Origin of the sequence: Bradyrhizobium sp. CCGB01 (assembly GCF_024199795.1) — a bacterium.
Taxonomy (GTDB): Bacteria; Pseudomonadota; Alphaproteobacteria; order Rhizobiales; family Xanthobacteraceae; genus Bradyrhizobium.
Window position 1 is genome coordinate 5,865,584 of record NZ_JANADK010000001.1, and the last position, 23,702, is coordinate 5,889,285.

32 protein-coding genes are annotated in these 23,702 nt (G+C 64.3%); 3 read left to right on the plus strand and 29 right to left on the minus strand.

The window, feature by feature from the left end; translation table 11 throughout:
* Positions 1–94: 94 nt before the first annotated feature.
* From NLM25_RS27330 to NLM25_RS27345, 4 genes are read right to left on the minus strand one after another with little or no spacing between them, the layout of a single operon-like run.
* Complete coding sequence (locus NLM25_RS27330; protein WP_254139062.1) at positions 95–394, minus strand: hypothetical protein; 300 nt, start codon at positions 392–394, stop codon at positions 95–97.
* 40 nt (positions 395–434) lie between these two features.
* A complete protein-coding gene (locus tag NLM25_RS27335) occupies positions 435–1,649 on the minus strand; it encodes an RluA family pseudouridine synthase (protein ID WP_254120434.1) in 1,215 nt (404 codons plus the stop codon).
* A gap of 52 nt (positions 1,650–1,701) precedes the next feature.
* On the minus strand, positions 1,702–3,039 hold the full coding sequence (locus NLM25_RS27340) for a replication-associated recombination protein A (RefSeq protein WP_254139063.1): 1,338 nt from the start codon (positions 3,037–3,039) through the stop codon (positions 1,702–1,704).
* On the minus strand, positions 3,036–4,442 hold the full coding sequence (locus tag NLM25_RS27345; RefSeq protein WP_254139064.1) for a DegQ family serine endoprotease: 1,407 nt from the start codon (positions 4,440–4,442) through the stop codon (positions 3,036–3,038). Before NLM25_RS27345 ends, NLM25_RS27340 begins: the two co-directional genes overlap by 4 nt.
* A 311-nt stretch (positions 4,443–4,753) precedes the next feature.
* On the opposite strand from NLM25_RS27345, the gene NLM25_RS27350 reads away from it, so the two are divergent.
* On the plus strand, positions 4,754–6,367 hold the full coding sequence (locus NLM25_RS27350; protein ID WP_254120440.1) for an OprO/OprP family phosphate-selective porin: 1,614 nt from the start codon (positions 4,754–4,756) through the stop codon (positions 6,365–6,367).
* Positions 6,368–6,544: 177 nt separating this feature from the next.
* Here the strand turns inward: NLM25_RS27350 and NLM25_RS27355 are convergent, their stop codons facing one another.
* Positions 6,545–6,922, minus strand: coding sequence for a helix-turn-helix domain-containing protein (locus NLM25_RS27355; RefSeq protein ID WP_254139065.1), 378 nt, complete (start codon positions 6,920–6,922; stop codon positions 6,545–6,547).
* Between the two features lie 121 nt (positions 6,923–7,043).
* Here NLM25_RS27355 and NLM25_RS27360 point away from each other — a divergent pair, with 121 nt between their 5' ends.
* Positions 7,044–8,057 (plus strand): zinc-binding alcohol dehydrogenase family protein, encoded by a 1,014-nt coding sequence (locus NLM25_RS27360; protein WP_254139066.1) that lies wholly within the window; start codon positions 7,044–7,046, stop codon positions 8,055–8,057.
* A 92-nt stretch (positions 8,058–8,149) separates the two neighbouring features.
* On the plus strand, positions 8,150–9,136 hold the full coding sequence (locus NLM25_RS27365; protein WP_254139067.1) for a tripartite tricarboxylate transporter substrate binding protein: 987 nt from the start codon (positions 8,150–8,152) through the stop codon (positions 9,134–9,136).
* A gap of 18 nt (positions 9,137–9,154) precedes the next feature.
* On the opposite strand, the gene NLM25_RS27370 is transcribed toward NLM25_RS27365, so the two are convergent.
* From NLM25_RS27370 to rpsC, 24 genes are all read right to left on the minus strand, one after another.
* Positions 9,155–9,451, minus strand: a complete 297-nt coding sequence (locus NLM25_RS27370; protein ID WP_254120448.1) for a DUF1330 domain-containing protein — start codon at positions 9,449–9,451, stop codon at positions 9,155–9,157.
* Positions 9,452–9,461: 10 nt separating this feature from the next.
* Positions 9,462–10,250 carry an SDR family NAD(P)-dependent oxidoreductase gene (locus NLM25_RS27375; protein ID WP_254139068.1) on the minus strand — a complete coding sequence of 263 codons (789 nt, stop codon included), beginning with the start codon at positions 10,248–10,250 and terminating at the stop codon, positions 9,462–9,464.
* A gap of 80 nt (positions 10,251–10,330) precedes the next feature.
* On the minus strand, positions 10,331–11,170 hold the full coding sequence (locus NLM25_RS27380) for a cytochrome c (protein ID WP_254139069.1): 840 nt from the start codon (positions 11,168–11,170) through the stop codon (positions 10,331–10,333).
* Positions 11,171–11,290: 120 nt separating this feature from the next.
* On the minus strand, positions 11,291–11,707 hold the full coding sequence (gene rplQ, locus NLM25_RS27385; protein WP_254120454.1) for a 50S ribosomal protein L17: 417 nt from the start codon (positions 11,705–11,707) through the stop codon (positions 11,291–11,293).
* A 122-nt stretch (positions 11,708–11,829) separates the two neighbouring features.
* The gene (locus NLM25_RS27390; RefSeq protein ID WP_008136316.1) at positions 11,830–12,861 is read right to left on the minus strand and encodes a DNA-directed RNA polymerase subunit alpha; all 1,032 of its coding nucleotides are present in this window, start codon (positions 12,859–12,861) and stop codon (positions 11,830–11,832) included.
* Positions 12,862–12,971: 110 nt separating this feature from the next.
* On the minus strand, positions 12,972–13,361 hold the full coding sequence (gene rpsK, locus NLM25_RS27395) for a 30S ribosomal protein S11 (RefSeq protein WP_007603045.1): 390 nt from the start codon (positions 13,359–13,361) through the stop codon (positions 12,972–12,974).
* Positions 13,362–13,484: 123 nt separating this feature from the next.
* Entirely contained in the window at positions 13,485–13,853 is a 369-nt protein-coding gene (gene rpsM, locus NLM25_RS27400) for a 30S ribosomal protein S13 (protein WP_014494511.1), read from the minus strand.
* Positions 13,854–14,038: 185 nt separating this feature from the next.
* Entirely contained in the window at positions 14,039–14,929 is an 891-nt protein-coding gene (locus NLM25_RS27405) for an adenylate kinase (RefSeq protein WP_254139070.1), read from the minus strand.
* Complete coding sequence (locus NLM25_RS27410) at positions 14,926–16,014, minus strand: preprotein translocase subunit SecY (RefSeq protein WP_254139071.1); 1,089 nt, start codon at positions 16,012–16,014, stop codon at positions 14,926–14,928. Before NLM25_RS27410 ends, NLM25_RS27405 begins: the two co-directional genes overlap by 4 nt.
* A 119-nt stretch (positions 16,015–16,133) precedes the next feature.
* Complete coding sequence (secY, locus tag NLM25_RS27415; RefSeq protein ID WP_028152980.1) at positions 16,134–17,465, minus strand: preprotein translocase subunit SecY; 1,332 nt, start codon at positions 17,463–17,465, stop codon at positions 16,134–16,136.
* 148 nt (positions 17,466–17,613) lie between these two features.
* Positions 17,614–18,099 (minus strand): 50S ribosomal protein L15, encoded by a 486-nt coding sequence (gene rplO / locus NLM25_RS27420; RefSeq protein WP_018322273.1) that lies wholly within the window; start codon positions 18,097–18,099, stop codon positions 17,614–17,616.
* Between the two features lie 75 nt (positions 18,100–18,174).
* The gene (gene rpmD / locus NLM25_RS27425) at positions 18,175–18,369 is read right to left on the minus strand and encodes a 50S ribosomal protein L30 (protein ID WP_011088137.1); all 195 of its coding nucleotides are present in this window, start codon (positions 18,367–18,369) and stop codon (positions 18,175–18,177) included.
* A gap of 25 nt (positions 18,370–18,394) precedes the next feature.
* Complete coding sequence (gene rpsE / locus NLM25_RS27430; RefSeq protein ID WP_014494507.1) at positions 18,395–18,991, minus strand: 30S ribosomal protein S5; 597 nt, start codon at positions 18,989–18,991, stop codon at positions 18,395–18,397.
* Positions 18,992–19,038: 47 nt separating this feature from the next.
* Positions 19,039–19,401, minus strand: coding sequence for a 50S ribosomal protein L18 (gene rplR, locus NLM25_RS27435; RefSeq protein ID WP_007603036.1), 363 nt, complete (start codon positions 19,399–19,401; stop codon positions 19,039–19,041).
* A gap of 11 nt (positions 19,402–19,412) precedes the next feature.
* Entirely contained in the window at positions 19,413–19,946 is a 534-nt protein-coding gene (rplF, locus tag NLM25_RS27440; RefSeq protein WP_254120459.1) for a 50S ribosomal protein L6, read from the minus strand.
* Between the two features lie 16 nt (positions 19,947–19,962).
* A complete protein-coding gene (gene rpsH, locus NLM25_RS27445; protein ID WP_018322269.1) occupies positions 19,963–20,361 on the minus strand; it encodes a 30S ribosomal protein S8 in 399 nt (132 codons plus the stop codon).
* 14 nt (positions 20,362–20,375) lie between these two features.
* Complete coding sequence (gene rpsN / locus NLM25_RS27450; protein WP_057745473.1) at positions 20,376–20,681, minus strand: 30S ribosomal protein S14; 306 nt, start codon at positions 20,679–20,681, stop codon at positions 20,376–20,378.
* Positions 20,682–20,727: 46 nt separating this feature from the next.
* Positions 20,728–21,285, minus strand: coding sequence for a 50S ribosomal protein L5 (gene rplE / locus NLM25_RS27455; RefSeq protein ID WP_254120461.1), 558 nt, complete (start codon positions 21,283–21,285; stop codon positions 20,728–20,730).
* Positions 21,278–21,592, minus strand: coding sequence for a 50S ribosomal protein L24 (rplX, locus tag NLM25_RS27460; RefSeq protein WP_014494502.1), 315 nt, complete (start codon positions 21,590–21,592; stop codon positions 21,278–21,280). Before rplX ends, rplE begins: the two co-directional genes overlap by 8 nt.
* The gene (gene rplN, locus NLM25_RS27465; RefSeq protein WP_007603030.1) at positions 21,592–21,960 is read right to left on the minus strand and encodes a 50S ribosomal protein L14; all 369 of its coding nucleotides are present in this window, start codon (positions 21,958–21,960) and stop codon (positions 21,592–21,594) included. Before rplN ends, rplX begins: the two co-directional genes overlap by 1 nt.
* An 84-nt stretch (positions 21,961–22,044) precedes the next feature.
* The gene (rpsQ, locus tag NLM25_RS27470) at positions 22,045–22,293 is read right to left on the minus strand and encodes a 30S ribosomal protein S17 (RefSeq protein WP_007603028.1); all 249 of its coding nucleotides are present in this window, start codon (positions 22,291–22,293) and stop codon (positions 22,045–22,047) included.
* Between the two features lie 13 nt (positions 22,294–22,306).
* Positions 22,307–22,513, minus strand: coding sequence for a 50S ribosomal protein L29 (gene rpmC, locus NLM25_RS27475; protein WP_011088144.1), 207 nt, complete (start codon positions 22,511–22,513; stop codon positions 22,307–22,309).
* A 5-nt stretch (positions 22,514–22,518) separates the two neighbouring features.
* Positions 22,519–22,932, minus strand: coding sequence for a 50S ribosomal protein L16 (gene rplP / locus NLM25_RS27480; RefSeq protein WP_008136349.1), 414 nt, complete (start codon positions 22,930–22,932; stop codon positions 22,519–22,521).
* Positions 22,933–22,962: 30 nt separating this feature from the next.
* On the minus strand, positions 22,963–23,688 hold the full coding sequence (gene rpsC / locus NLM25_RS27485; RefSeq protein ID WP_018647246.1) for a 30S ribosomal protein S3: 726 nt from the start codon (positions 23,686–23,688) through the stop codon (positions 22,963–22,965).
* Positions 23,689–23,702 lie beyond the last annotated feature (14 nt).

Sequence of the window (23,702 nt, forward strand, 5' to 3'; positions counted from 1 at the left end):
GCCGATAAAGCGAGCGGCAGGTATGAGGGAACTTGCGGCATCTTCCACACCCCGGAGCCGGGGGATAGAGGCGCGCGAACAGGCCCAGATCCTGCTAGTTCGCGCAACTGCGCGCATAGGTGGCCCGATCGGCGGGACCCAGCCCCGCGGCCGCGGCATCGTCGAGACACCTCGTGACGCGGTCGCTGAATGAATTGCGGGGGAGCGGCCGGTAATTGTAGTTCGGCGGCGCGTCGAACTGCGGGATCTTCGGCACCTCGATCTTCGGCGGCGGTGGGGGTGAAGATGGCGGAAGATTGTACCGCGAGGCGCCGGGCAGCAGATACTGCGCCTGGGCGCCCTGCCCCGCGAGCAGCGCCGTCGCAACCACGAAGAGGATCGAGATCCGTTTCATGGAGCAGATGTTGTGCTTCGGCCGCCTCTGTTCAACCCGGCTATTCTTCGGGCGCGTTCTCGATCGGATCGAACCTGGTTGCGTCGAGCCCGAGCAGATTCCACGATTGCTGCATGTGCGGCGGCAATGGCGCGCTGGCGTCGATTACGCCGCCGCGCGGATGCGGAATGACGATGCGACGCGCGAGCAGATGGAGCCGGTTTTGCAGGCCGCCCGGCAGCTGCCAGTTCTCGATGTTGAAATATTTGGGATCGCCGACGATGGGGTGGCCGATATGTTCCATATGGGCGCGCAGCTGGTGGGTGCGGCCCGTCACGGGCTTGAGCGATACCCAGGTCAGCTTGTTGCCGGCGGTCTCGACCACCGCATAGTACGTCACCGCGTGGCTGGCGCCGTCGTCGCCATGCTGCGCGATGCGCATGATGGTGTCGTCCTCGCTCTCCTCCTTCGCAAGGAAAGTCGAGATGCGGCCCTGCTTGGGCTTCGGCAGCCCCGGCACCAGCGCCCAATAGGTCTTTCGCGCGGACCGCGAGCGGAACGCGCCGGTCAGATGCGAGGCGGCAAAGCGCGTCTTGGCGATCAGGAGGCAGCCCGAGGTCTCCCTGTCGATACGGTGCACGAGCCGCGGCTTCTGGCCCTTGGAATCGCGCATCACCTCCAGCATCTGATCGATGTGCCGCGTCATGCCCGAGCCGCCCTGCACGGCAAGACCGGCGGGCTTGTTCAGGACGAGGACGTCGTCGTCCTCCCAGATCGTCATCTCCTTGAGCGCGGCCAGCGTCTTCTGCGCGGCTTCCGACAGCGGGCCGGCCGTCTTCGGCGTGTCGAGCTTCAGCGGCGGGATGCGGACGCTCTGGCCCTCCTCCAGGCGGTCCTTGCTGTCGACACGCTTGCCGTCGACGCGCAGCTCGCCTTTGCGCACGACGCGCTGGATGTGGGAGAACGAGAGGCCGGGAAAGCGCGCTTCGAGAAAACGATCGACGCGCATGTTGTTCTCGTCGGCCGTCACTTTGACGGTCTGCACCTTGGTCGGCAGCAAGGCTTCGACGGGCTTTTCCGGCGCAGCCCGTTCCGGCTCGGCTTTGGGCAGCCGCCGCTCGGCACGCTCGCCCGCAAAGCGCGGCGGCTTGCTGCCGGGCTTGCCGCCCGGTCGCGGCCCGGCCGTCTTCGCGCTGCGCGCCTTGAACGGGCGCGATTCCTTGCGCTCGTCGCGCGAACGGGGCTTAGGATCGGTTCTTTTGATGCGGCGGCTCATGGTTGCCTGCCTACCCTAAAAGCCGGCTGCCGTCACGGCGAAATGGCCGTTTCTAGCGCGAGCCGCCCCGCTCCTTCCGCAGCTTTGACCAGTAATCCAGCCGCTTCCTGATCTCGCGCTCGAAACCACGTTCGGGCGGGTCGTAGAAGGTCTGACGGCCCAAGGCCTCCGGGAAGTAGTCCTGGCCGGAGAAGGCGTCGGGGGCGTCGTGGTCATACTCGTAGGCTGCGCCGTAGCCTTCCGACTTCATCAGCTTGGTCGGGGAATTGAGAATGTGCTTTGGCGGCAGCAGCGAGCCCGCTTGCTTTGCGACCTGCATCGCCGTGCCGAAGGCGGTGTAGACCGCATTCGATTTCGGCGCGGTGGCGAGATAGACCACGGCCTGGGCGATCGCGAGCTCGCCCTCGGGGTGGCCGAGGAAATCGAAGGCGTCCTTGGCGGCGTTGGCGATGACGAGCGCCTGCGGGTCGGCGAGCCCGATGTCCTCGACCGCCATGCGTACCACGCGGCGGGCCAGGAACAGCGGATCCTCGCCGGCGTCGAGCATGCGCGCGAGGTAATACAGCGCGGCATCGGGATCTGAGCCGCGCACCGACTTATGCAGCGCCGAGATCAAATTGTAATGGCCATCGGCCGATTTGTCGTAGATCGGCGCGCGGCGTTGCAGGATGTCCTGCAGCTGTGCGGCATTGAAAATCTCGTCCGCCCGCGCCGAACGCCAGACCTCCTCGGCGAGCGTCAGCGATGCGCGGCCATCGCCGTCGGCCATGCGCACCAGCACCGCGCGCGCTTCCGCGTCGAGCGGCAGCTTGCGGCCCTCGACCTCCTCGGCATGCGCGAACAGCTTTTCGATCGCGGCCGCGTCGAGCGAGCGAAACACCAGCACGCGCGCGCGGGACAGAAGCGCCGCGTTGAGCTCGAAGGACGGGTTTTCGGTGGTGGCGCCGACCATGACCACCGTACCGTCCTCCATCACCGGCAGAAACGAATCCTGCTGGGCGCGGTTGAAGCGATGCACCTCGTCGACGAACAAGAGCGTACCCTTGCCCATCTCGCGGCGGGCGCGTGCGGCATCGAACGCCTTCTTCAGATCGGCAACGCCGGAGAACACCGCGGAGATCTGCTCGAAATGCAGGTCCGTCGCATCCGCGAGCAGCCGCGCCACCGTGGTCTTGCCGGTGCCGGGCGGGCCCCAGAACACCAGCGATCCCAGCGTGCGCGTCTCCAGCATGCGCGTCAGCGCACCGTCGGGGCCGAGGATGTGGTCCTGGCCTACGACCTCCGACAACGCGCGCGGGCGCAGCCGGTCCGGCAGCGGATGCGGAGCCTCGTGGTCGAGCCCCGCCGCGGCGAAGAGAGTTGGCGTCTCCTGGGGTCGCTTCGGGCTCATCCGCCCAGCGTGACGTTGATCTGCTGGCCACCGCGCACCAGCGTGATGCGCCAGATCCGCGGGCGTTCGCCCGCCGCCTTTTCGAGGTCGCCGGTCCTGCTGATCTTCTGGTTGTTGACGGCCAGGATGATGTCGCCCTTCTGGAAGCCGACATTCGCCGCCGCGCTGTCGCCGCCGAGATCGGTGACCACGACGCCTTCGGTGTCGGCGTCCAGATGCAGCTCGTCGGCGACCGCCGGCGTGATGGTTGAGATCTTCGCGCCCTGGAACGGCGAACGCGCGGTGATCACGAGCTCGTTGCGGCCGGTGTCGGGCGCGGTCTCGAGCGCGATCGTGACCTTGAGCGGCTTGCCGGCGCGCTGCACGTCGATCTGCGCGGTGCCGCCGAGCGGACGCGTCGCGAAGCGATAATCAAAAGCGTTGGGATCATCCACGGTCTGGCCGTCGATCCCGGTGATGAGATCGGACGATTTCAGACCGGCCTTGGCCGCGGGGCCGCTCGAGACCACGCTCGCGACCAGCGCGCCGGTCGGCGAACGCAGGCCGAGGCTTTCGGCGATCTCGGGCGTCACCGCCTGGAGTTTCGCGCCGAGCCAGGGACGCTTCACCGCCTTGCCGCCGCTCTTGGCGGAGGCAACGACGACGCGCACCATGTTGGCGGGGATCGCAAAGCCGATGCCTTGCGAGCCGCCCGAGCGCGAATAGATCGCGGTGTTGATGCCGGCGAGCTTTCCGCCCATGTCGACCAGCGCGCCGCCGGAATTGCCGGGATTGATCGCCGCATCGGTCTGGATGAAGAACTGGTAGTCGGTGATGCCGACCTGGGTGCGCGCGAGCGCCGAGATGATGCCGTGGGTCACGGTCTGGCCGACGCCGAAGGGATTGCCGATCGCGAGCACGACGTCGCCGACCAGCAGCTCATCGGAATTGGTGAAGTCCAGCGTCGGAAACTTCTCCTTGGTGTCCTTCAGGCGCAGCACGGCGAGATCGGTGCGCGTATCCTTCAGCAGGATCTCGGCCTCGAATTCGCGCTTGTCCGACAGCGACACTTTCACCTGGTCCGCGCCCTCGATGACGTGGACATTGGTAACGACGAGGCCCGAGGCATCGACGATGACGCCGGAGCCGAGCGAGCGCTGCATCTGCTCGGGCTGCTGGCCCGGTACGCCGAAGAAGCGGCGGAAGATCGGGTCGTCCAGCAGCGGGTTGCGGTTCTGCACCACCTTGGCCGCGTAGACGTTGACGACGGCCGGCTGCACCCGCTGCACGATCGGTGCATAGGACAGCCGCAGTTCGGCGGGTGAGGACGGAACTCGGCGGTCCTGCGCGGCGGCCGGATTGAAGTGGGCTGAAAACGCAATGCACAACGCCGTGACGACGGCGGTCCGGGTCGATCGAAACATTCCTACCTCTCGGAAAAGACGCCGGAATATAGGCGCGTTCGCCCGCCAATAGAAGGGCGCCAGGCGGCATTTTCAGGCCCCTTCCCGTGTGACCGGCATGCAAGCCCAGCGTGCGAATCGGCAATTTGCCCGAGCGGCCAATTGGCATGATGCGCGTCATCTTGCATGGTGGTGCCGAGCGGATTCGGTTGCGGCGAATTTACATCAGTGGGAACCGCGCAATTGGGCGTAGCGTCGCGGGGCAGTCATCGATCACACCTAGGCTCTCCGCCAGCGACTTGGGGAAGTTCGTCTAACGATGGAGGCGTAACGTGAGTAGAACAAGAATTGCAGCCACGGCGATTGGTCTCGCCGGCGCGCTGGCGGCCTCGCAAGCCCAGGCCCAAACGGCAAGCAGCAGCGACCAGGAGATCGCGCTGCTGAAGCAGCAGCTGAAGATGCTGGAGCAGAAGCTCGACAAGCTTCAGAGCCAGACCGCCGCGAACACGGCGGCCACGGCGAAGGCCAGGGCCGAAGCAAAGGCCGAAGCGAAGGCCGAGGCGCGCTCGGAGGCCAAGGCGGTCGTGGCCAATGCGAACGCGACATTCCCGATCAAGGGCGCCCCGCCAGCACCCGGCGTCATCGTCACGATGCCGAACAACCGGCCGACCATCTGCACCGCCGACCAGGCCAACTGCGTCGCCATCACCGGACGCCTGCATTGGGATGTCGGCGGCTATGACTATCGTCCCAATACAGCAGCCACCGTGCCGCAGAAGCTCGACAGCGGCGAGAACGTCCGGCGCGCGCGCATCGGCGTCGCCGGCAAGTTCTTCAACGACTGGAATTTCGCGCTGGTCTACGACTTCGGCGGTTCCTCCGACGGATTTGGCGGCGCGGCCCCGGGCTCGCTGCCGGGCGGCGGCGTCTCCGGCGTCGAGAATGCCTATCTGAGCTATACCGGCCTGAAACCGTTCGGCGGCAGGATGGCGATCGAGGCCGGCATCATGGACCTGCCCTACACTCTGGACGAGGCCACGAGCTCCAACGACATCATGTTCATGGAGCGTGCTTCGCCCGGCGTCATCGCCACGAACATCGCCGCCGGTGACTTCCGCTCCGCGGCCGGCACGCGCTGGTACAACGACCAGCTCTGGATCGGCGGCTATGTCACGGGACCGTCGACCGGTGCGATCCACTCGGCCTCGAGCGCGGCACCGGCGGGCACCAGCGAGCAATATGGCGCCGTGGCGCGCATTGCCGGCAATCCGATCAGCGGCAAGGACTATTCGGTGCATATCGGCGTCGATGCGGAATGGCTGATCCAGCCGCCGCGCAATCTGATCGCGAACACACAGACGCTGACGCTCAGCGATCGTCCGGAGCTGCGCATCGATCCGACGACGCTGATCTCGACCGGCGCGATGGCCAACGTCTCGGGCGCGCAGGTCTACAGCGTCGAAGCGGCGGCGACGTACGGTCCGCTCATCGTTCAGGGCGAGTACTTCTGGTACAATATCGACCGCAGTGCGAATACATCGGTGCTACCGACCGGCTTGCCGAGCCTGAAATTCCAGGGCGGCTATGCGCAGGCCGGCTACGTGCTGACGGGCGAAGGCCGGACCTACAACGCAGCGAATGCGGCTTATAACGGCGTCAAGCCGGCACATCCGTTCTCGCTCGACGGCGGCGGCTGGGGCGCTTGGGAGATCGCGGGGCGATTCTCGACGATCGACCTCAACGATCAGCTCGCAACCGCCAACGGCGTCGCCGGCGGACGGCAGACGGTCTACACGCTCGCGCTCAACTGGTACGTCAACGGCAATGTCCGCTTCATGCTCGACTATCTGCATGGCACGGTGTCGAGGCAGGCCTCGCCGGTCTCGACCGCCAATGTCGGCTCGAACTTCGACGCGGTCGCGATGCGCACGCAGTTCGCGTTCTGAGACACAACTGTCGTCCCGGGGCGCGCGAAGCGCGAACCCGGGACCCATAACCACAGGGAGCGGTTTGGCGAAGACTCTTCGTTGGTACTGCGACCAATCACAACCGCAAGATCACGCGGTATGGGTCCCTGCGTTCGCAGGGACGACACGGAGAGGTTGGCAACAGCGTCTCTAAAGTCACGCCGCGCGCTTCGGCTTCTTCGCGACCTCCGGTGCCGGCACACATGAGAGCCGCTGCTGATGGCTCTCGCCCCAGGCCTTCAAAATATCGATCACCGGCTTGAGGCTCTCGCCCAGCTCGGAGAGGCAATACTCCACGCGCGGCGGCACCTCGGCATAGACCTTGCGGATGACGAGCTTGTCCTCCTCCAGTGCGCGAAGCTGTTTTGTCAGCATGCGCTGGGTGATGCCGGGCATCCGGCGGCGCAATTCGCCAAAGCGCTGGGTGCCGTCCTGGAGGTGATAGAGGATCACGCCCTTCCACTTGCCGTCGATCAGATCCAGCGTCGCCTCGACCGAGCAGCCGGGACGACGGGCAAAGTCGCGCCGTTTCATGCGTGTTTTCCCAATAGTATCCAAACAGGGACTATATCCCCGAATTTACAGTACTTGCCAAATCGGAGCTAGAGCGACAGTTAGGACCGCAGGCGAGCACGCCATCTGATGGAGACAAGCCATGAAGGCCGTCGGCTATAAAAAGTCGCTTCCGATCGAGGATCAGGACGCGCTGATCGACTTCGAGACCGCAAAACCCGAGCCCAAAGGGCGCGACATCCGCGTCGCCGTGAAGGCGATCTCGGCCAACCCGGTCGATTACAAGGTGCGCAAGCGCGCCGCCCCGCCCGAGGGTGAGACCAAGATCCTGGGCTATGACGCAGCCGGCGTCGTCGATACCGTGGGTCCCGAGGTCACGCTGTTCAAGCCGGGCGACGAGGTGTTTTACGCCGGCTCGATCCTGCGCCAGGGCACCAATGCCGAATTCCATCTCGTCGACGAACGCATCGTCGGCAACAAGCCGAAGAGCCTGTCGTTCGCGCAGGCCGCAGCCCTCCCCCTCACCTCCATCACCGCCTGGGAGCTGCTGTTCGATCGTCTCGGCGCGGTGCCGGGCAAGAGTGTCGATCCACGCACGCTCCTGATCACCGGCGGCGCCGGCGGCGTCGGCTCGATCCTGATCCAGCTTGCGCGCCGCCTCACCGGGCTCACGGTGCTCGCGACCGCGACGCGGCCGGAATCGCAGAAGTGGTGCCTCGATCTCGGCGCGCATGCGGTGATCGACCACGGCAAGCCGATGAAGGAGCAGATCGAGAAGCTGAAGCTGCCGCCGGTCGCGCTGGTGGCGAGCCTCACCTTCACCGATCAGCATTACAAGGCGATCGCCGAGTTCATGGCGCCGCAGGGCCGGTTCGGCCTGATCGACGATCCCCCGGAATTCGCCATGAGCACGTTCAAAGGCAAGGCGATCTCGGTGCACTGGGAATCGATGTTCACGCGCTCCTCGTTCCAGACATCAGACATGATCGGGCAGCATTATCTGCTCAACGACGTCGCCGATCTCATCGACAAGGGCGTGCTGCGCACCACGCTCGACCAGACCTTTGGCACGATCAGTGCCGCCAACCTCAAGCGCGCGCACGCGCTGCTCGAGAGCGGCAAGTCGCGCGGGAAGATCGTGCTGGAGGGGTGGTAGTTTTCAGCACCCGGCCGCTTCCAAGCGGCCGGCCCTCTCTGTTACGATCGCTCGCCCGCTGAGCCGGGCGACGATTGTGAGGGACGAGCTGAATGAGCTTCTGGGCGAAAAGAACGATTCTTGCGACCGCCTTCGCTGCTGCCGCGATGCTCGACGGAGCAAAGCCGGCTCTTGCCGACGACTATCCCGACAGACCGCTGCAACTGGTCGTGCCGTTTCCGCCTGGAGGCGCCTCCGACGTCGTCGCGCGCATCATCGGCGGCGAGTTCGAGGCCCGGCTCGGCAAGCCCGTCATCGTCATGAACCGTCCGGGCGGCGGCACCACGATCGCGGGCAAGGAGGTCGCGCGCGCCGCCCCCGACGGCTACACCCTGTTCTTCAGCTCCAACTCGACCTTCACCCTGCCGGCGGCCGTCAAGGAAAGCGTGCCTTACGATGCGGCCAAGGATTTCGAGCCGCTGGGGCAAGTCGGCAAGATCACGCTGGTGCTGGTCACCTACAAGGACAATCCGATCAAGGATCTGGCCGCGCTCGTCGCGGAAGCCAAGGCCAATCCGGACAAGCTGTCGCTCGCGTCCTTTGGTGCCGCGACGGTGTCGCACTTCGCAGGTGAGCTGTTCAAGTCGAGCGCAGGCATCAAGATGGTGCATCTGCCATACAAGGGCAGCGCGCCCGCGATGAACGATCTGATCGGCAAGCACATCCAGTATCACGTCGACACCGTGATTGCGGTCAAGCCGCAACTCGACGCCGGCACGGTGCGTGTGCTCGCGGCGTTCTCGGCCAAGCGCACGCCCTTCCTGCCTGACGTGCCGACCCTCGCCGAGCTCGGCTATTCCGGCATCGATTTCTCGTCCTGGGGAGCTGTCGTCACGCCGAAGGGGCTTCCGCCAGCCGTGCGGGACAAGCTGATAGCCACGTTGGAAGACACCATCAACAATCCCTCCGTGGTCGAGCGTTTCTCCAAGGTCGGCTTCGAGCCGGGCTTCGCCCGCTACAACGACTGGGCCTCGGCGGTCAACAAGGAGACCGCGGAGATGAAGCAGATTGCGCAGACCGCGGGGATCAAGGAGGATTAGCCCTCCCCGCACGCTTGCCTAGGACGGTAACACGCCCTCGACGAACAGCAGCCGGCGCTCCAGCGCCGTCTGCCGCAGCTTGAGCGCCTCGGCATATTCCGCCGAGTCGTACCATTCCCGCGCGCGAGCCATCGACGGAAATTCCACGATGACGATGGTCTTCGGCGGCGGGCCGCCCTCCACCACTTCCGCAGCACCGCCGCGCACGAGATAGCGACCGCCATATTGCGCGATGGTTTGGGCGGCGAGCGTGCGATACGCCTCCATCGCGGCTTGATCGCGCGCCTCGACCTCGGAGATCACATAGGCCGGCATAAACGCAGTCTCAAGCAATCGTATTGACGATGCCGCCCTCGGCCCGAAGCGCCGCACCGTTGGTGGCGGATGCTTCCTTCGAGGCGACATAAACCACCATGTTGGCGATCTCGTCGACGCTGGCGAAGCGTTGGATCAGCGAGCTCGGGCGATGCTGCTTGACGAAATTGGCCGCAGCCTCATCGACCGACTGGCCGTTCTGTTTCGCGAGATCCTTCACAAAGGTCTCGACGCCTTCCGACATGGTCGGGCCCGGCAGCACGGAATTGACGGTGACGCCGGTGCCACGGGTGAGCTGCGCGAGGCCCCGCGCGACCGAGAGCTGCGCCGTCTTGCTCATGCCGTAGTGGATCATCTCGACGGGAATGTTGAGCCCGGACTCCGATGAGATGAAGACGATGCGGCCCCAGTTGCGCTTCAGCATGCCCTTCATATAGGCACGCGACAGCCGCACGCCGCTCATGACGTTGACCTCGAAGAAGCGGCTCCAGTCCTCGTCCGGGATGTCGAAGAAATCCTTCGGCTCGAAGATGCCGGCATTGTTGATGAGGATGTCGACCTCGGGCAGCGCCGCCACGAGCGCCTTGCAGCCCGCCGCGGTCGAAACGTCGGCGGCGATGCCGCGGACCTTGGCGCCCGTCCCTTCCAGCTTGCGCACGGCGGCATCGACCTTATCCTGGCCGCGACCGTTGATCACGACGCTCGCACCCGAGCCGGCAAGGCCTTTTGCAATGGCGTGGCCGATGCCGGCGGTCGAGCCGGTCACGAGCGCGGTCTTTCCGGAAAGGTCGATCTTCATGAATTATCTCCATTGATGTTGACGGAGATATCGTGCGCTGCACTCGCAGCTTCAATCGTCCCTCACTGATGCGTGAGGATTTAGCTGCGCGGTGGCAGCGTCCTGAGAAAGGCGACGATCGCATCGAGATCCTGGGCCGTCATGCTGGCATAGGCAGCATAAGCCATCGGCGGCTTGAGCTTGTGACCATCGCGCGCGATGCCTTGCGTAATCGCACGTTTGATTTCTTCGTCGCTCCATTGGCCCAGGCCGACCGCTCGATCGGGGCTGATGTTGGGAGAAACGGACTCGCCCCACGGCCCCCTGAACGTCCGGCCGCCCTTGCCGCTCGCTGCGGCGAAATCGTGCACGGCGGACGGGCCTTCCGGCGTATGGCATTCCAGGCAATGGGCGATGGTCAACAGATAACGGCCGCGCGCGAGCTTGTCGGACAGCTCCTGCTCGCTCGCCTGCCTGCCGGCATAGGTCGGCATCTCCGGCTTCAGCGCAATCTTGTATTCCGGCGCCGGCATCTCGTGGCGCACGGATGGTACCGAGCGCAAATAAGCTGTGAGCGCGTCGAGATCGCGGCCCGTGAGCACGGTGTAGAACGCGGTCGGCATGATCGGCGCGGCCTTGGTGCCATCAGGCCTGATGCCGCTGACGAGGAAACGCTTCAGCTCGGCATCGCTCCACTTGCCGATGCCGGTGTCCTGATCCGGCGTGATGTTGGAGCCGGAGACCTTGAACGCGGGCTCGTCGAAAACCTGGCTGCCGCCCGACAGCGCACGCGAGAGATCGAGCCCTTGCGGCCCGCGCGGCGTATGGCAGTTGTGGCAGACCATCACGCTGTTGACGAGATAGGCGCCGCGCTCGACCAGCGTCTCGCCCGAGGCCGGCGACATCAGCAGCGCCAGCGCAATCCCAGACACAATCCTCATCGAGAGCCCCCCGGCCGGAATCGCGTTCAACAAAACGATGCGCAGCATGAGATGCCGCCGCGCCATACAAAAAAGCGGCGCCCAGGGGCGCCGCTTTCTGAAAACTCGGTACCGGTCGGCTTACGCCGCCTCGGCTTCCTTCTCCAGCACCGGGCCGGAGTCCTGCCCCTTGGCATCGACGTCGCGATCGACGAACTCGATCACGGCCATCGCGGCGTTGTCGCCGTAGCGGAAGCCGGCCTTGATGATGCGGGTGTAGCCACCCTGGCGATCCTTGTAGCGGGGCGCCAATACATCGAACAGCTTCTTGACCTGGTCCTTGTCGCGCATCTCGGAGATCGCCTGGCGGCGCATGGCCAGCCCACCCTTCTTGCCGAGGGTGACGAGCTTCTCGACGATCGGACGGAGCTCCTTGGCCTTGGGCAGCGTGGTGACGATCTGCTCGTGCTTGATCAGCGCGGCGCACATGTTGGCGAACATCGCGCGGCGATGCTCGGCCGTGCGGTTGAGCTTCCGATGAACCTTGCCGTGACGCATGTGACTATTCCTTACGTATGAACTGCCGCGACGGTTCGTCGGACCAGTTGCTCAGGTGGGCTTCCTGCGTTCGCCCATAAAAATCGCGGCCGGAATGTCCGGCCGCGACGGTGAAAAGCGGATCAGTAGTGATCTTCGAAGCGCTTGGCGAGCTCGTCGATGTTCTCCGGCGGCCAGCCCGGCACTTCCATGCCGAGGTGCAGACCCATCTGGGCCAGCACTTCCTTGATCTCGTTCAGCGACTTGCGGCCGAAGTTCGGAGTGCGGAGCATTTCCGCTTCGCTCTTCTGCACGAGGTCGCCGATGTAGACGATGTTGTCGTTCTTCAAGCAGTTTGCCGAACGCACCGAGAGCTCGAGCTCGTCCACCTTCTTGAGGAAGGCCGGGTTGAAGGCGAGGTCCGGGATGATCTCCTGGGCGACTTCCTTGCGCGGCTCTTCGAAGTTGACGAACACGTTAAGCTGATCCTGCAGGATGCGCGCGGCGTAAGCCACGGAATCATCCGGCGAGATCGCGCCGTTGGTCTCGATCGTCATGGTCAGCTTGTCGTAGTCGAGGATCTGGCCCTCGCGGGTGTTCTCGACCTTGTAGGAGACCTTGCGGACCGGCGAGTACAGGCTGTCGACCGGGATCAGGCCGATCGGCGCGTCCTCGGGACGGTTGCGCTCGGCAGGCACGTAGCCCTTGCCGGTGGCGACCGTGAACTCCATGCGGATCTCGGCGCCCTCGTCGAGCGTGCAGATCTGGAGGTCGGGGTTGAGCACGACGACGTCACCCACGGTCTGGATGTCGCCGGCGGTGACGACGCCCGGGCCCTGCTTCTTCACGACCATGCGCTTGGGGCCTTCGCCCTGCATCTTGATCGAGATGTCCTTGATGTTGAGCACGATGTCGGTGACGTCCTCACGGACGCCCGCGATCGAGGAGAACTCGTGCAGCACGCCGTCGATGTGCACCGACTGCACCGCCGCGCCCTGGAGCGAGGAGAGCAGGATGCGGCGCAGCGCGTTGCCGAGCGTCTGGCCGAAGCCGCGCTCGAGCGGCTCGGCGACGATGGTCGCGAAACGGTTCGAATCGCTGCCGGGCGTGACCTGCAGCTTGTTCGGTCGAATCAGTTCTTGCCAATTTTTCTGGATCGTCACTGTTTCACCCATACAGGCCAGTCAATTTGACAGTTCAAATACTGGCGTTGGAGAAAGGCCGCAGATCATTCCCGCGGCTTCGCAAAAGTCATCGCGGGCGCCAATGCGCCCGCAATGCCGTATCAAACGCGCCGACGCTTGCGGGGACGGCAACCGTTGTGCGGGATCGTGGTCACGTCGCGGATCGAGGTAACGGTGAAGCCCGCGGCCTGGAGCGCGCGGAGCGCCGACTCGCGGCCCGAACCGGGACCAGCGACTTCGACTTCCAGCGTGCGCATGCCGTGCTCCTGCGCCTTCTTGGACACGTCCTCGGCGGCAACCTGCGCGGCATACGGGGTCGACTTGCGCGAACCCTTGAAGCCCATCGTGCCGGCGGAGGACCAGGCAATCGTGTTGCCCTGTGCGTCGGTGATGGTGATGGTCGTGTTGTTGAACGACGAGTTCACGTGCGCGACGCCGGAGGCGATGTTCTTGCGCTCACGACGACGAACGCGGGTGGCTTCCTTGCCCATAGACTACCTTTCCTGAAGATCTCAAACGCCGCCGTAATGCCAGCGGCTACACCTGTGGAACGAAAGGCGCGCGGCGAACGGGCTATCCCCTGTTCGCCGCACGCCGCGACTGAATTCGAAAACTTACTTCTTCTTGCCGGCGATGGCCTTGGCCGGCCCCTTGCGCGTGCGCGCATTGGTGTGGGTACGCTGGCCGCGCACCGGCAGACCGCGACGATGACGCAGGCCGCGATAGCAGCCGAGGTCCATCAGACGCTTGATGTTGATGCCGACCTCACGACGCAGGTCGCCCTCGACGAGATAGTCGCGGTCGATCACTTCGCGGATCTGGAGCACTTCGGCGTCGCTGAGCTGATTGACGCGACGATCCTCGGGGATCTTGACCTTCTCCAGGATCTCACCGGCGATCTTCTGACCGATGCCATGGATGTACTGAAGCGCGATCAGCACGCGCTTGTTGGTGGGAATGTTCACGCCGGCAATACGGGCCACGGCCTTCTCTCCTGTCGCCGGTCCTCGTCAGGGCCGGGCTTTAAGTGCTTGTGTTCTCGGGCAGGTGTTCACAAACGCGAACACGACGCCCACCCCCGGTCTTCCTGGGGCCCGGCATCGTCTGAAACTATCCGACTTGGATGCGGGGCTTATTAGGGGATTCAGGGGGCTTTCGTCAACCGCTGCTAGCGTTTGGCTCGCTTTTTCGTGACCTTTTTTGGTCCCTTCTTCGAACCTTTTTTGACGGCCTTCTTGGCGGTCTTTTTGACCGCCTTTTTGGCCGTTTTCTTGGCTGTCTTCTTGGCTGTCTTCTTGGCGCCCTTCACGGCCTTCTTGGCGGCCTTTTTGGCAGTTTTGGCCGATTTGGCAGCCTTTTTGGCCGCTTTTGCCGGCTTTTTGGCCGATTTCTTCGCTGACGTCTTGGTTCCCCTGGCCTTCTTGGCCGGCGCCGCCTTGGCCGCGCTCCGGGCGTGCGTCTTGGGCTCGACCGCCCCGAGCGCCAGGAGCTGGCGGTGAATGGCGCGGGTGACCTCGTCGATGGCCATCATGCCGTCGATGGTCGAGAGCTTCCGCCGCTCGGAATAGTAGTGAATCAGCGGTTCCGTCTGGTTGCGGTAGTTGGCTAACCGCTTGGTCAGGACCTCCGGGGTGTCATCGACCCGGACCTCCTCCCCACGCTCCCGCATCTGGGCGACGCGAGTCTCGACGCGGCTCAGGAGCGCGCTCTCGTTGACGCGGAGCTCGATCACGGCGTCGAGCTTGAGATGCTTGTGCCTGAGCAGCTCATCCAGCGCTTCGGCCTGCGGCACGGTGCGCGGGAAGCCGTCGAGGATGAAGCCGTTCCTGGCGTCCGGCTGGTCGATCCGATCGGAGATGATTCCCACCACGACTTCGTCGGGCACGAGGCTGCCGCTGGCCATGATCTCCTTGGCTTTCAGCCCGACCGGCGTTCCCGCCGCAACGGCCGCGCGCAGCATCTCGCCGGTCGATAGCTGGACGATGCCATAGCGCTGCACCAGCAGCTGCGCCTGGGTCCCCTTGCCCGACCCCGGCGGTCCCAGCAGTATAATTCTCATCGGCGTACGCCCCCCGGATTGGTGAGCGATACGTCGCGCACCTGTGTTTTGATATCAAGCGCGGTGCAAACCACAACGAGCAGCGCACCACCACTGACGACCATACTATAAGGCAGAGCCATCCCGTAAAGCTCGAAGACCTCCGGAATCAACTGCAGCGCAGTCAGGTAGACGGCTCCGACGACCGTCGTCAATGACACGACGCGATCGAGATAGTCGGCCGTCGCCTCGCCAGGCGCGACACCGGGAATTGCGCCGTCACGCTGCGCCAGCGATTTGGCCGTGTATTCGGGATCGACGACATAGGCCGTGTAGACGAACGCGAGCACGAATACGGCGATCGACACGAGGATCATATGCACCGGCTGCCCCAGCTGGAGGTGCTGGTAGGCCGCCGCGACCAGGGGATGATCGCCACCCACAACGAAGCCGGCGAAGGCAAGCGGCAGGAAGAAAATCCACGGCGCCACGGTGACCGGAAGCAAGAACCCGGCGCTGTTGAGCTTGATAGGCAGCATCGCATCGCGCACCGGCAGTTGCCGCGTGCCGACGCTGCGTGCACCGAACTGGACCCGAATATTTCGCCGCGCGCCTTCGACGAGCACGATCACGACGACGGTCACGATCCAGAATACGACGTGGCCGAGGACGAGGTTGCCCGAGATCGCCCCCTGCTGGAGAAGTTCCATGATGCCGGCGATGTTGCGCGGAATGGAGACGAGAAAGTTGGCACTCAAGATCAGGGCTAGCCCGTTGCCGATCCCGTAGCGGGTCATCTGCTCGCTGAGCCAAACCAGGACGAAGACGCCGCCAACGATCGACGTGGTCGCGGCGAGGACCGGCCATTCGTCCGGATCAGGGACCAGCGCCGGAATTGTCTGGATGGCCGAGGCGTAGCCGTAGGCCTGGAAGGTGGAAAACACCAGCGTCAGGATCAGCGTATAGCGCGCGATGCTGCGCCGGCCGCGTTCGCCGGATCTTTCGAGCGCATTCAGGCGCCGCCACACCAGCGTGAGCAGCCGAATGACGATCGCTGCGTTCAGATAAGGAAGGATGCCGAGCGCGAAGATCGACAGGCGGACCATCTCGTTGGCCGAGAACGACAGGCTCGGCTGGCCCATCCCGACAAACGGGATCTGCGTGCCGAGTCTGAAAAGGAGCAGCGCGCCAATCGTGAAAGCGATTCGGCGCGCAAGCTCACAACTCATCTACGGCGACCGCGCAGCTTCGACTTCCGGATCAGGCCCTCATACTGATGGGCCAGCAGATAGCCCTGCACCTGCGCCACCGTGTCCATGGTAACGCTGACGACGATCAGCAGCGAGGTGCCGCCGAAGTAGAACGGCACCGAGGCATAGGAGATCAGGATTTCCGGGATCAAGCAGACGATCGCCAGGTAGATCGCACCGAGCACGGTGATGCGCGACAGCACGTAGTCGATATATTCGGCGGTGCGCTCGCCCGGACGGATGCCGGGGATGAAGCCGCCGTGCTTCTTCAGATTGTCCGCGGTCTCGGTCGGGTTGAACACGATCGCGGTGTAGAAGAACGCGAAGAACACGATCAGCGCGAGATACATGATCAGGAACAGCGGACGGCCGTGGCCGAGCTGGGTCGTGATCCACTGGAACCATTCCGGCCCGCTGCCCGCGTTGAAGTTCGCAACCGTGGTCGGCAGCAACAACAGCGAGGACGCGAAGATCGGCGGGATCACGCCGGAGGTGTTGAGCTTGAGTGGCAGATGCGAGGACTGGCCCTCGAACATCTTGTTGCCGACCTGGCGCTTCGGATACTGGATCAGCAGCCGGCGCTGGGCGCGCTCCATGAACACGATGAAGGCGATCACGGCGACCGCCATGATGATGACGACCAGGATCAGACCGGTCGACATCGCGCCCTGACGGCCGAGCTCGAGCATGTTGGCGAGCGCCGCGGGCAGCTCGGCGACGATGCCGGCGAGAATGATCAGCGAGATGCCGTTGCCGATGCCGCGCGAGGTGATCTGCTCACCCAGCCACATCAGGAACATGGTGCCGCCGGTCAGCGTGATCGCCGTGGACAGGCGGAAGAACATGCCGGGGTCGCTGACGACGTTGCCGGCGCCTTCGAGACCCACCGCGATGCCGTAGGACTGGAACGCAGCCAGGATCACCGTGAGATAGCGGGTGTACTGGTTCAGCAGCTTGCGGCCGGACTCACCTTCCTTCTTCAGCGCCTCGAGCTGCGGCGAGACGGTGGTGAGGAGCTGGATGATGATCGAGGCCGAGATATACGGCATGATGTTCAGCGCGAAGATCGCCATGCGGTGGATGCCGCCGCCGGCGAACATGTTGAACATGCCGAGAATGCCGCCCGCCTGGGAACGGAACACCTGCTCCCAGATGTTGGGATCGATGCCGGGCAGCGGGATGTAGGTCCCGAGCCGATAAACGAGCAGCGCACCCAGGGTGAACCAGATGCGCTTCTTCAGTTCGTCAGCCTTGGCAAACGCACCGAAATTGAGATTGGCTGCCAGTTGTTCCGCTGCAGAGGCCATCTTGGACTTTCTCCCGCCGCCTTTTGCGCCGTTATGCCCGCGGCCGGGCTACTCTAGCGGACGCCGGACATTATCTGGGGCTCGGCTTCGATAAGTCCACGTCCCGCATGCGTAAAGGCCCGCGAGCCGCGGGCCAATGACGCAGTTGTTACGCCGCCTCGCCTTCTTCCTTGGCGGGGGCGAGGATCTTCACCGAGCCGCCGGCCTTCTCGACCGCGGCAATCGCGGTCTTGGTGGCACCATGCACTTCGATGTTGAGCTTCGACTTGAGCTCGCCACGGCCGAGCAGCCGCAGGCCGGCCTTGGCGCGGCGCAGCACGCCGCCCTTCACCAGGGCCTCGACGTTCACGACGCTGCCGGCGTCGATCTTCTTGGCATCGACCGCTTCCTGGAGCCGGTCGAGATTGATCTCGGCGAACTCGACGCGGAAGATGTTGTTGAAGCCGCGCTTGGGCAGACGGCGATGCATCGGCATCTGGCCGCCTTCGAAACCCTTGATGCGCACGCCCGAACGCGCGGTCTGGCCCTTGCCGCCGCGGCCGGACTGCTTGCCCTTACCCGAACCGATGCCGCGGCCGACGCGCATACGCTTTTTGCGCGAGCCGGCGTTGTCGGCGATATCGCTGAGCTTCATCGCCCTTCTCCTTGTATCTTGCGCGCGATCTTCACCGAAAACCGATGACCGCTCTTCGGGACCGTGCGCCGCTTCTTACTTCTCGTCGACGATGCGGACGAGATGGTGAACCTTCTCGATCATGCCGCGGACTGCCGGGGTGTCCGGCAGTTCGCTGGTGCGGCCGATCTTGTTGAGCTTGAGCCCGATCAGCGTCGAACGCTGCGAGTGATGGCGGCGGATCGCGCTGCCGGTCTGCTCGAGCTTGATCGTCTTTGCGGCCTTGGCCATGGGAGTCTACTCCGAAAAGCTTCCGTTAGTCGGCAGCCGCCTCGGCGTCACCACCGATACGGCGGGACTGGAGGGTGGACACCTTGATGTTGCGGCGGGCTGCGACCGAGCGCGGCGAATCCTGATGCTTCAGCGCGTCGAAGGTGGCGCGAACCATGTTGTACGGGTTCGACGAGCCGATCGACTTCGCCACCACGTCCTGGACGCCGAGCGTCTCGAACACGGCGCGCATCGGGCCGCCGGCGATGATGCCGGTACCGGCCGGGGCTGCACGCAAATAGACGCGGCCCGCGCCGTGACGGCCGGCGATGTCATGATGCAGCGTGCGGCCCTCGCGCAGCGAGACGCGGGTCAGGTTGCGCTTGGCGGACTCGGTTGCCTTGCGGATCGCCTCGGGCACTTCGCGCGCCTTGCCGTGACCGAAGCCGGCGCGGCCCTTCTGGTCGCCGATCACGACCAGCGCTGCGAAACCGAAGCGCTTGCCGCCCTTGACGACCTTGGCCACGCGGTTGATGTGGACGAGCTTGTCGACGAACTCGCTGTCGCGCTCCTCGCGCTCCCTGCGTTCACGTCCGCCGCCGCGTTGATCGCGTCCACCACGTTGTTCGCGTTCAGCTGCCATGGTTTTTCCAATCCTTCAGAGGCTTGCGCCTCAATCCTCAAATTCTGTTAGAAGCTCAGCCCGCTCTCACGCGCTGCGTCGGCAAGAGCCTTGACGCGCCCGTGATAGAGGTAGCTGCCGCGATCGAACACGACTTCCTTGACACCCTTCTCGGCGGCGCGCTCGGCCAGCAGCTTGCCGACCGCCTTCGCCGCATCGATGTCGGCGCCGGTCTTGCCGCCGTCGCGCATCGACTTCTCGAGCGACGAGGCAGAGGCCAGCGTCTCGCCCTTCAGGTCGTCGATGACCTGGGCGTAGATGTGCTTGGACGAGCGGAACACCGACAGGCGCGGACGGCCGCCACCGGAGCGGCGCAGCTTCAGCCGCACACTCCGCTTGCGCCGGGCATTCGTAACCTTGGCTTTGGACATGACCGGCTCCGTTACTTCTTCTTGCCTTCCTTGCGGAAGATGAATTCGCCAACATACTTCACGCCCTTGCCCTTGTAGGGCTCCGGCGGGCGATAGGCGCGGATTTCGGCCGCGACCTGGCCGACGCGCTGGATGTCGCTGCCGGTCACCGTGATCTCGGTCGGCTTCGGCACCGTGATCGTGATCCCTTCCGGGATCGCGTAGACCACGTCGTGGCTGTAGCCGAGCGCGAGCTGCAGGTTCTTGCCCTGCATCGCGGCGCGGTAGCCGACGCCGGTGATTTCGAGCTTCTTCTCGAAGCCCTTGGTGACGCCTTCGACCAGATTCGCGACCTGGGCGCGAGCGGTACCGTACAGGGCCCGCGCGCGGTTGGTCTCGAGCCGCGGCTTGACCTTGATCTGGCCGCTCTCGAGCTTCACCTCGACGTCGTCATGGACGACGAACTGAAGCTGGCCCTTCGGCCCCTTCATCTTGACGGTCTGCCCATCGACGGTCGCGGTAACACCCGACGGAACCGCCACAGGCCTTTTGCCAACACGTGACATGGATCAAAAATCCTTCTCAGAACACCGTGAAGAGGACTTCACCGCCCACATTCGCGTCGCGCGCGCTGTGGTCGGCCATGATCCCCTTCGGCGTCGACAACACCGAAATGCCGAGCCCGTTGTTGACGCGCGGCAGGTTCTTCACCGAGGCGTAAACGCGGCGCCCGGGCTTGGAGACACGTTCGATCTCGCGGATGACGGGCTCGCCGTCGAAATACTTCAGCTCGATCTCGATCTCGCTGCGGCCCGAGGAGTGCTCGAGCGTGGCGTAGCCGCGGATGTAGCCCTCGGACTTGAGGACCTCCAACACGTTCTCGCGCATCTTCGAACCAGGCGTGGACACCTTGGTCTTCGAGCGCATCTGCGCGTTGCGGATGCGGGTGATCAGATCGCTGATTGGATCGTGCGTAGACATCTAAACGACCCTCCTTACCAGCTCGACTTCACGAGGCCCGGGACCATGCCCTTGGAGCCAAGGTCGCGCAGCGCGATACGGGACAGCTTGTTCTTGCGGTAGTTCGAGCGCGGGCGGCCCGACAGCTCGCAACGCAGACGGATGCGGGTCGCCGACGAATTGCGCGGCATTTCCGCAAGCTTCAGGGTCGCGGCGAACCGCTCCTCCATCGGCAGCGTCTTGTCGGCGATGATCGCCTTCAACCGCTCGCGCTTGGGGGCGGCGTTCTTCACCATCCGCTTGCGCCGGTTGTTCTTCTCGACTGAACTCTTCTTTGCCATGCTTGGCTCCTGGGTATCCGCGTTTGAGAGGCTTTAGGTCAGCGTCTCACTGCCGGAACGGGAAATTGAAAGCGGTCAACAAGGCCCTCGCCTCTTCGTCGGTCTTGGCCGTGGTGCAGACGGTGATGTCCATACCGCGGGCTTCCGTGACCTTGTCGAAGTCGATCTCGGGGAAAATGATGTGCTCCTTGATGCCGAGCGAGTAGTTGCCGCGGCCGTCAAAGCTCTTCGGGTTCAGGCCGCGGAAGTCGCGAACGCGCGGCAGCGCGACCGTCACCAGGCGATCGATGAACTCGTACATGTGGGCCTTGCGCAGCGTGACCTTGCAGCCGATCGGCTGGTTCTCACGCAGCTTGAAGGTCGCGATCGCGATACGCGAGTAGGTCACGATCGCCTTCTGGCCGGCGATCTGGGTCAGCTCGGCAGCGGCGTTCTCGGCCTTCTTGCGGTCGTTGACGGAATCGCCAACGCCCATGTTCAGGACGACCTTGTCCAGGCGCGGAACCTGCATGACGTTCTCATAACCGAACTTCTCGGTCATCGCCGTGCGGATCTTCGCATCGTATTCCGCGCGCAGGCGCGGCGTGTAAGCGGCCTCAGCCATCGATCTCAGCTCCCGAGCTCTTGGCGATGCGGACCTTCTTGCCGTCCGCCAGAATCTTGAATCCGACGCGGGTCGGCTTTCCGTCCTTGCCGACATACGCGATGTTGGACAGTTGGATCGGCGACTCCTTCGAGATGATGCCGCCCTCCTGGGCCTGCGTCTGCTTCTGGTGACGCTTGACCATGTTGATGCCGCGCACCAGCGCCGTGCCGGCGGCGGGACGCACTTCGAACACTTCGCCGGTGCGGCCCTTGTCGCGGCCGGTCAGCACGACGACCTTGTCGCCCTTGCGGATCTTCGCAGCCATCACAGCACCTCCGGCGCGAGCGAGATGATCTTCATGTGGTTCTTGGCGCGCAGCTCGCGCGGCACGGGCCCGAAGATACGGGTGCCGACCGGCTCGGACTGATTGTTGATCAGGACGGCGGCGTTGCGGTCGAAGCGGATGACCGAACCGTCGGCGCGGCGGATGTCCTTGCGGACGCGCACCACGACGGCCTTCATCACGTCGCCCTTCTTCACCTTGCCACGCGGAATCGCTTCCTTGATCGAGACGACGATGATGTCGCCGATCGTGGCGTAGCGGCGCTTGGAGCCCCCGAGCACCTTGATACACATGACACGGCGTGCGCCAGAATTGTCGGCCACGTCGAGGTTGGTCTGCATCTGAATCATTGATGCACCTCGTCCTCTTTCTAATTGCGCCAGCCCAGCCGGCGCTCAACATTTCCCTGAAGTTAGTCGGCTAAAGCCAACAGATCAGGCGCTTTTCTTGTGTTCGCCCCGGATCACGACCCAGCGCTTCAACTTCGAAATCGGCTTCGATTCCTCGATCCACACCATGTCGCCCGGCTTGAACTCGTTGCTCTCGTCGTGCGCGTGATAGTTCTTCGAACGGCGGATCGTCTTCTTGTAGATCGGGTGCGTGAAGCGGCGATCGACGCGCACCACGATGGTCTTGGCTTGCTTGTCGCTGACGACCACGCCCTGCAAAGTACGTTTCGGCATCTTCGTAAGCCTCTTACTTCTTCTTCGCGCGCGTCTGCGCGGCGACGGTCTTGATCCGGGCGATGTCACGGCGAGCCTCGCGCAGGCGCGAGGTGTTCTCGAGCTGCCCGGTGGCGCGCTGGAAGCGCAGGTTGAAGCGCTCCTTCTTCAGGTTCAGGATGGCGTCATCCTGCTGGTCGGGGCTCATCGCGCGGATGTCTTCGATCTTCATCTGTGCCATGGCCATTACTCCGCAATGCGCTCGACGAAGCGCGTCTTGATCGGCAGCTTGGCGGCCGCCAGGGTCAGCGCTTCGCGCGCCGTCTGGGTGTTGACGCCGTCGATCTCGAACAGCACCCGGCCCGGCTTGACGCGCGCGACCCACAATTCCGGCGAACCCTTGCCGGAGCCCATTCGGACTTCGGCCGGCTTCTTCGACACCGGAACGTCGGGGAACACGCGGATCCAGACACGGCCGGCGCGCTTCATGTGACGGGTCAGCGCGCGACGAGCGGCTTCGATCTGGCGCGCGGTGACGCGCTCAGGCTCGGTCGCCTTCAGGCCGAACTGGCCGAACGCCAACGTCGCGCCCGAAGACGCAACGCCGTGGATGCGGCCCTTATGCGCCTTCCGGAACTTCGTTTTCTTAGGTTGCATCATGGCTTTAAGCCCTCAAATTCCTGTGCGGCTTTAGGCTGCAGCCGTATCGCGGCGCTGACGGCCACCACGATCACCACTGCCGCCCGTCTCGCCTTCGGCCATTCTCTTGTCCTGGGCCATCGGATCGTGCTCGAGGATCTCGCCCTTGAAGATCCAGACCTTGACGCCGCAGGTGCCGAAGGTCGTGAACGCGGTCGCAACGCCGTAATCGATGTCCGCGCGCAGCGTGTGCAGCGGCACGCGACCTTCGCGGTACCACTCCATGCGCGCGATTTCCGCACCGCCCAGACGACCCGAGCAGTTGATGCGGATGCCTTCCGCGCCGAGACGCATCGCCGACTGCACGGCGCGCTTCATGGCACGGCGGAACGCCACGCGGCGCTCCAGCTGCTGCGCGATCGACTCGGCCACCAGCGTCGCATCGAGCTCCGGCTTGCGGATCTCGACGATGTTGATGACGACGTCGGACGAGGTGATGTCCGCGACCCGCTTACGCAGCTTGTCGATGTCGGCGCCCTTCTTGCCGATCACCACGCCCGGACGAGCCGAGTGGATGGTGACGCGGCACTTCTTGTGCGGACGCTCGATCACGATGCGGGCGACGGCCGCCTGCTTGAGCTCCTTGTGCAGGATCTCACGGATCTTGACGTCCTCGTGCAGCAGCTTGCCGTATTCCTGCTTGCCGGCGAACCAGCGGGAATCCCAGGTCCGGTTGATGCCGAGACGCAGACCGATCGGATTGATCTTTTGACCCATCGTTTTCTCCTGCG

Coding starts and splice junctions, on each gene's coding strand:
- NLM25_RS27335 (WP_254120434.1), bottom strand. CDS start 1,649: ATGAGCCGCCGCATCAAAAGAACCGATCCTAAGCCCCGTTCGCGCGAC.
- NLM25_RS27345 (WP_254139064.1), bottom strand. CDS start 4,442: ATGTTTCGATCGACCCGGACCGCCGTCGTCACGGCGTTGTGCATTGCG.
- NLM25_RS27355 (WP_254139065.1), bottom strand. CDS start 6,922: ATGAAACGGCGCGACTTTGCCCGTCGTCCCGGCTGCTCGGTCGAGGCG.
- NLM25_RS27370 (WP_254120448.1), bottom strand. CDS start 9,451: ATGCCGGCCTATGTGATCTCCGAGGTCGAGGCGCGCGATCAAGCCGCG.
- rpmD (WP_011088137.1), bottom strand. CDS start 18,369: ATGGCCAAGGCCGCAAAGACGATCAAGCTCGAGCAGACCGGCAGCGCG.
- rpsC (WP_018647246.1), bottom strand. CDS start 23,688: ATGGGTCAAAAGATCAATCCGATCGGTCTGCGTCTCGGCATCAACCGG.
- NLM25_RS27330 (WP_254139062.1), bottom strand. CDS start 394: ATGAAACGGATCTCGATCCTCTTCGTGGTTGCGACGGCGCTGCTCGCG.
- rpsN (WP_057745473.1), bottom strand. CDS start 20,681: ATGGCAAAGAAGAGTTCAGTCGAGAAGAACAACCGGCGCAAGCGGATG.
- rpsE (WP_014494507.1), bottom strand. CDS start 18,991: ATGGCAGCTGAACGCGAACAACGTGGTGGACGCGATCAACGCGGCGGC.
- rpmC (WP_011088144.1), bottom strand. CDS start 22,513: ATGGCACAGATGAAGATCGAAGACATCCGCGCGATGAGCCCCGACCAG.
- rpsQ (WP_007603028.1), bottom strand. CDS start 22,293: ATGCCGAAACGTACTTTGCAGGGCGTGGTCGTCAGCGACAAGCAAGCC.
- secY (WP_028152980.1), bottom strand. CDS start 17,465: ATGGCCTCTGCAGCGGAACAACTGGCAGCCAATCTCAATTTCGGTGCG.
- rpsK (WP_007603045.1), bottom strand. CDS start 13,361: ATGGGCAAGGAAGCCACCCGCGTTCGTCGTCGTGAGCGCAAGAACATC.
- rplQ (WP_254120454.1), bottom strand. CDS start 11,707: ATGCGTCACGGCAAGGTTCATCGGAAGCTCAACCGCACGGCCGAGCAT.
- rplF (WP_254120459.1), bottom strand. CDS start 19,946: ATGTCACGTGTTGGCAAAAGGCCTGTGGCGGTTCCGTCGGGTGTTACC.
- rplX (WP_014494502.1), bottom strand. CDS start 21,592: ATGGCTGCGAAGATCCGCAAGGGCGACAAGGTCGTCGTGCTGACCGGC.
- NLM25_RS27375 (WP_254139068.1), bottom strand. CDS start 10,250: ATGAAGATCGACCTTTCCGGAAAGACCGCGCTCGTGACCGGCTCGACC.
- rplO (WP_018322273.1), bottom strand. CDS start 18,099: ATGAAGCTCAGCGATATCGCCGACAACGCCGGCTCGCGCAAAAAGCGT.
- NLM25_RS27410 (WP_254139071.1), bottom strand. CDS start 16,014: ATGGTCCGCCTGTCGATCTTCGCGCTCGGCATCCTTCCTTATCTGAAC.
- rplN (WP_007603030.1), bottom strand. CDS start 21,960: ATGATTCAGATGCAGACCAACCTCGACGTGGCCGACAATTCTGGCGCA.
- NLM25_RS27365 (WP_254139067.1), top strand. CDS start 8,150: ATGAGCTTCTGGGCGAAAAGAACGATTCTTGCGACCGCCTTCGCTGCT.
- NLM25_RS27380 (WP_254139069.1), bottom strand. CDS start 11,170: ATGAGGATTGTGTCTGGGATTGCGCTGGCGCTGCTGATGTCGCCGGCC.
- rplP (WP_008136349.1), bottom strand. CDS start 22,932: ATGATGCAACCTAAGAAAACGAAGTTCCGGAAGGCGCATAAGGGCCGC.
- rplR (WP_007603036.1), bottom strand. CDS start 19,401: ATGTCCAAAGCCAAGGTTACGAATGCCCGGCGCAAGCGGAGTGTGCGG.
- NLM25_RS27390 (WP_008136316.1), bottom strand. CDS start 12,861: ATGGGTGAAACAGTGACGATCCAGAAAAATTGGCAAGAACTGATTCGA.
- rpsH (WP_018322269.1), bottom strand. CDS start 20,361: ATGTCTACGCACGATCCAATCAGCGATCTGATCACCCGCATCCGCAAC.
- NLM25_RS27360 (WP_254139066.1), top strand. CDS start 7,044: ATGAAGGCCGTCGGCTATAAAAAGTCGCTTCCGATCGAGGATCAGGAC.
- rplE (WP_254120461.1), bottom strand. CDS start 21,285: ATGGCTGAGGCCGCTTACACGCCGCGCCTGCGCGCGGAATACGATGCG.
- NLM25_RS27340 (WP_254139063.1), bottom strand. CDS start 3,039: ATGAGCCCGAAGCGACCCCAGGAGACGCCAACTCTCTTCGCCGCGGCG.
- NLM25_RS27405 (WP_254139070.1), bottom strand. CDS start 14,929: ATGAGAATTATACTGCTGGGACCGCCGGGGTCGGGCAAGGGGACCCAG.